Below are 4,230 nucleotides of genomic sequence, written 5' to 3' on the forward strand. Positions count from 1 at the left end.
GCGAGGTCGCAGCCACGATTGCGGCGTTGAGCGCGATGATTCCGGACGACTAACTCCACCAAATTCCGACTGCTCCTACTGAGCAGGAAAGCACCGCCTGGTGGCTTGTGGTGGTATGACGATGTCTTTGCACAAGTTGTCGGCCGGGTCGGGCTATGACTACCTGACCCGGCAGGTCGCTGTGCAGGACGTCACCGAGAAGGGCTACACGGGCCTGGCATCGTATTACTCCGAGCGCGGCGAAACCCCTGGTATCTGCGCATCGATCGATCCATCCCTCAGGGATTCGGTTGTGACGCAGGACCAGATGCAGGCCTTGTTCGGCACCGGGCTGAATCCGCTCGGCCCGGTGCTGGTCCGCCAGCTCGGCCCCAACGCTCCCAAAGACCTCGTGGACGCAGCCATGCGGCTGGGATCCCCGTTCCGGATCAACGGTGGCGTGGACGAGTTCCGCATCGAGGTCGCACGCCGGATCACCGAGCTAAACAAGGCGCGCGGACTGAGCCGTGACTCCCCCGTCTCGATTGACGACCGGGCGCAGATCCGCACCGACGTGGCCCGGGAGACGTTCATCAAAGAGTACGGACGTCCACCCGCCGACGCCCGCGAGTTGGCGGGGACGATCGCCCGGCATTCGCGTCCGGCATCTACTACAGTGGCCGGTTTCGATCTCACGTTTTCGCCGCCGAAGAGCGTCTCCACGCTGTGGGCGGTCGCCGACCCGAAGACGTCGGCGCGCATCGAGATCGCCCACCAAGAGGCCGTCGCATCCGCGCTGAAGTTTATCGAGTCGCGGTTGTTGTATTCGCGTGAAGGCACCCGCGGGGTGCGGCAGGTCGACGTCATCGGGATGGTCGCCGCGTCGTTCACTCACCGTGATTCGAGGGCCGGGGACCCGGATCTGCATACCCATGTGGCGGTCGCGAACAAGGTCAAAACCGCCGATTCCGGTAAGTGGCTGGCGATCGACGGACGCGTCCTCTACAAAGGTGCGGTCGCAGCGTCCGAGCACTACAACACCGTGCTGATCAAGCTGCTGGAACGCGAAGGATTCCACTTCGCCGACCGCCCCACCGAGGACGCACGGAAGCGGCCCATTCGGGAGATCGACGGCGTCCCAGCAGTGTTGAATGAGCGCTGGTCGAGCCGCCGTGCCGACATCGAAACCCGCCGGGCGCAGCTGGTGGCCCGGTTTCAAGAAGATCATCACCGCCCGCCATCGGTGGTGGAATCGGTGAAGCTCGCCCAGCAGGCTACCCTGGAGACCCGCGACGCCAAACACGAACCCCGATCCCTGGCCGAGCAGCGGGCAGTTTGGCGCACCCAAGCGGTCGAGACCCTCGGCGGCGAAGCCCCTCTACGGCGGATGCTGGCCACCGTCACCCACGCCAAGCATCCCGAGCTTGAACATGCGGACGCGGCATGGTTCGAGACCGCCGCTGACCGCATCGTCGAGGTCCTGTCCGCGCGGGCGGCGACCTGGCAGGGCTCACACATGCGGGCCGAAGCCTTGCGCCAGTTGCGGCGCACCGATGTGCCGCTGCAGCGGCTAGACGCGGCCGTTAACCTGCTGGTCGCCACCGCAACCGACCGGTCGATCCTGCTCGCCAAGCCCGACATGGGCATCAACGAACCCGAACCGTTGCGCCGCCACGACGGCGCCAGCGTCTACACAGTCGCTGGCTCCGACCTCTACACGAGCACCCAGGTGATCCGCGCCGAGCAGCGGCTCCTCGACCTAGCCGGACGGACCGACGGCCACCGGCTGCCTGCCGAGCACATCGCAGCGGCCCTGCAAGCCTCCGCCAGCAACGATCTGGAACTGAATGCTGGGCAGGCCGAGCTTTTCACGGCGATGGCTTCGTCCGGTGCCCGGGTTCAGTTGGCGATCGCTCCGGCGGGCGCGGGGAATACCACATGTCGAGTTTGACGCCACTGTGCATGTTCTCGGTTGTGGGCGTATGCGTCGCGGGTTGCGGTGTGCGGCCCCTGGTGGAGACGACTCATCGGCGTTACACTTATTGCGACTGTTTCGATAGTTTCGATTGAGAGGAGCGGGCTGATGAGCGACATCGCGACACTGGTGCCCGAGCCGACAGACGCAGAGCTGGCAGCCTCGGCGTTGCGCAGCCTTGACGCCGCACGGGATGCGAACATTCCGGTGCGGCTGAGCCTGGGCGGATCGGACGGGGAGCTGGAGGTGCCGGGCTCGGTGCTGGTCGCGCTTGCCCGCGTGCTGGACAGCTTCGCCCACGGTGAGGGGGTGACTCTCGTGCCAGCGCACGCGGAGCTGACCACACAGCAGGCAGCGGATGTGCTGAACGTGTCTCGTCCGTTCCTGATCGGTCTGCTCGATGCCGGGGAGATCTCCTACCGCACGGTCGGCACCCACCGTCGCGTGAAGGCCGCGTCGCTGGTGCGTTACCTACGAGAGGACGACGCCCGCCGGACGGCGGCTGCGGACGAGCTGGCGGCAGAGGCGCACGCGCTCGGGCTGTCCTGATGCCGCAGGTCGTCGTCTATGACGCGAATGTGCTCTACCCGTCCACACTGAGGGATGTGCTGATCAGGGTCGGGTTGGCGCGGCTGGTGCAGCCGAAGTGGACGGATCGGATTCTTGAGGAGGTGTTCGGCAACCTCCGGGCGAACCGTCCAGACCTCGACCCGGCCAGGCTGGATCGCACTCGGCGGCTGATGAACGACGCGATCCGCGATGCGACGGTCACCGGTTATGAGCACCTTATCGACCAGCTCGAACTCCCCGACCCCGACGATAGGCACGTTCTGGCTGCTGCGATTCACGCCGGGGCACAGGTGATAGTCACTCGGAATCTGCGCGACTTTCCCAGTGACGCTCTCGGCCCGTGGGGTACCGAGGCTCAGCACCCGGATGCCTTTCTCACCGGGCTCCACGAATCACACCCGGACACGCTGGGCAGGATCGTGACCGGGGTCGCCCGCGCCTGGCGCGGTGACGCCACCGCGCCGGACGTGCTGGATCGCCTCGCGGTCGATGCACCCCACACGGCAGACCTGATCCGCCAGGTACTCGGAAACCCCACCACATAGGCGCGAGACATCTACAGGCCTCGAGTTCGCCCGTCGCGGCGTGGGTCGCTGCGGCGCCGGCCGTGCTCGAGCGGCTCGGTGAGTGCCGCTCCCGCTCGGCTGTTTGTTGCCGCCGGTTCTCCTGCTCGGCGCGTTTGGCCTCGATCTGTCGGGCGGCGTCGGCGGCGGGCATGTCTGCGCGGCGCTCTGCTTGCCGCGCCTTCCAACTCCCGCGGGCGACGGTAGAGGCGAGCCACATGCCACGCCACGATCCGCGACGGCCCGAGCCTCACCCGCTCCAACAACTCGATATAGCCGGGGCGCTTCTTCCCCGAATACGCCGAAATGTGGTCGTCCATGAAGATCGCCGGATCAGTGATCCCGAGCCTGCCGCACATCTCTAGGCAGTCCTCCCGCTGCCGCTCGACCCCGGCCTCTGCGCCGGTACGGTCCTCGGAGATATGCAGGTACACCACGACCTGCTCCACCACGTTGTCTGTTGCCCTGCCGCTCATGACGACCTCCTTCATCCGGTACGCCGGTCAAACCCGACACGTCGACAAGACCGCCGCCATGCACACCCTCGCCACCGCCTGGACCACCGGCGGTGGCAGCGTCCTCGGCCTGCACCCTCCGCTGCAGCAGCCGCCCACCTCCGCGAGCAGACCGGCACCACAACCGAAACCTTGGCCAAACTCGCCTGGCACATCACACACGGCCAACTCCCCGAATGGGCATCCCACATCGGCCCAAAGACACTGATCGTGATCGACGAAGCCGGCATGGCCGACACCATCAGCCTCGCCCAGATATGTTCGTGGGCGGTCGAGCAGGGCGCGTCCGTCCGGCTCATCGGAGACGACCAACAGCTCGCCGCGATAGGGGCGGGCGGAGTCCTCCGCGACATCCAGACCACCCACGGGGCCGTCCAATTAACCGAGCTTATGCGGTTCACCGACCCCGCAGAATCCGCCGCCTCGCTGGCCCTCCGAAATGGCGATGTGTCGGCTCTGGGCTTCTACCTTGACAACCAGCGCGTCCACGTCGGCGACCTCGCCACCATGACCAGCCAGGCCTTCGACGCCTGGCGCGCCGACACCGACACCGGGCTGGATTCGATCATGCTCGCCCCCACCCGCGACATCGTCCACGACCTCAACCAGCAAGCCCGCACCCACCGCC

The 4,230-nt window shown here is 66.5% G+C and carries 5 protein-coding genes; 4 read left to right on the plus strand and 1 reads right to left on the minus strand.

Annotated features, from left to right (window positions below; genetic code table 11):
• The first annotated feature begins 121 nt into the window (after positions 1-121).
• From mobF to AAFP05_RS12010, 3 genes are all read left to right on the plus strand, one after another.
• The gene (gene mobF / locus AAFP05_RS12000; protein ID WP_341730107.1) at positions 122-1,930 is read left to right on the plus strand and encodes a MobF family relaxase; all 1,809 of its coding nucleotides are present in this window, start codon (positions 122-124) and stop codon (positions 1,928-1,930) included.
• A gap of 132 nt (positions 1,931-2,062) precedes the next feature.
• A complete protein-coding gene (locus AAFP05_RS12005; RefSeq protein ID WP_341730108.1) occupies positions 2,063-2,503 on the plus strand; it encodes a helix-turn-helix domain-containing protein in 441 nt (146 codons plus the stop codon).
• Positions 2,503-3,069 carry a PIN domain-containing protein gene (locus AAFP05_RS12010; protein ID WP_341730109.1) on the plus strand — a complete coding sequence of 189 codons (567 nt, stop codon included), beginning with the start codon at positions 2,503-2,505 and terminating at the stop codon, positions 3,067-3,069. Before AAFP05_RS12005 ends, AAFP05_RS12010 begins: the two co-directional genes overlap by 1 nt.
• Before the next feature lie 11 nt (positions 3,070-3,080).
• On the opposite strand, the gene AAFP05_RS12015 is transcribed toward AAFP05_RS12010, so the two are convergent.
• A complete protein-coding gene (locus AAFP05_RS12015; protein ID WP_341730110.1) occupies positions 3,081-3,563 on the minus strand; it encodes a recombinase family protein in 483 nt (160 codons plus the stop codon).
• Between AAFP05_RS12015 and AAFP05_RS12020 the strand changes: the two genes are divergently transcribed.
• On the plus strand, positions 3,510-4,230 hold a 721-nt coding region (locus tag AAFP05_RS12020; RefSeq protein ID WP_341730111.1), incomplete at its 3' end, for an AAA family ATPase. The genes AAFP05_RS12015 and AAFP05_RS12020 overlap by 54 nt on opposite strands.

The sequence above is a fragment of the Brooklawnia sp. genome (genome assembly GCF_032229645.1).
Lineage (GTDB): Bacteria > Actinomycetota > Actinomycetes > Propionibacteriales > Propionibacteriaceae > Brooklawnia.

Coding starts and splice junctions, on each gene's coding strand:
- mobF (WP_341730107.1), top strand. CDS start 122: ATGTCTTTGCACAAGTTGTCGGCCGGGTCGGGCTATGACTACCTGACC.
- AAFP05_RS12010 (WP_341730109.1), top strand. CDS start 2,503: ATGCCGCAGGTCGTCGTCTATGACGCGAATGTGCTCTACCCGTCCACA.
- AAFP05_RS12005 (WP_341730108.1), top strand. CDS start 2,063: ATGAGCGACATCGCGACACTGGTGCCCGAGCCGACAGACGCAGAGCTG.
- AAFP05_RS12015 (WP_341730110.1), bottom strand. CDS start 3,563: ATGAGCGGCAGGGCAACAGACAACGTGGTGGAGCAGGTCGTGGTGTAC.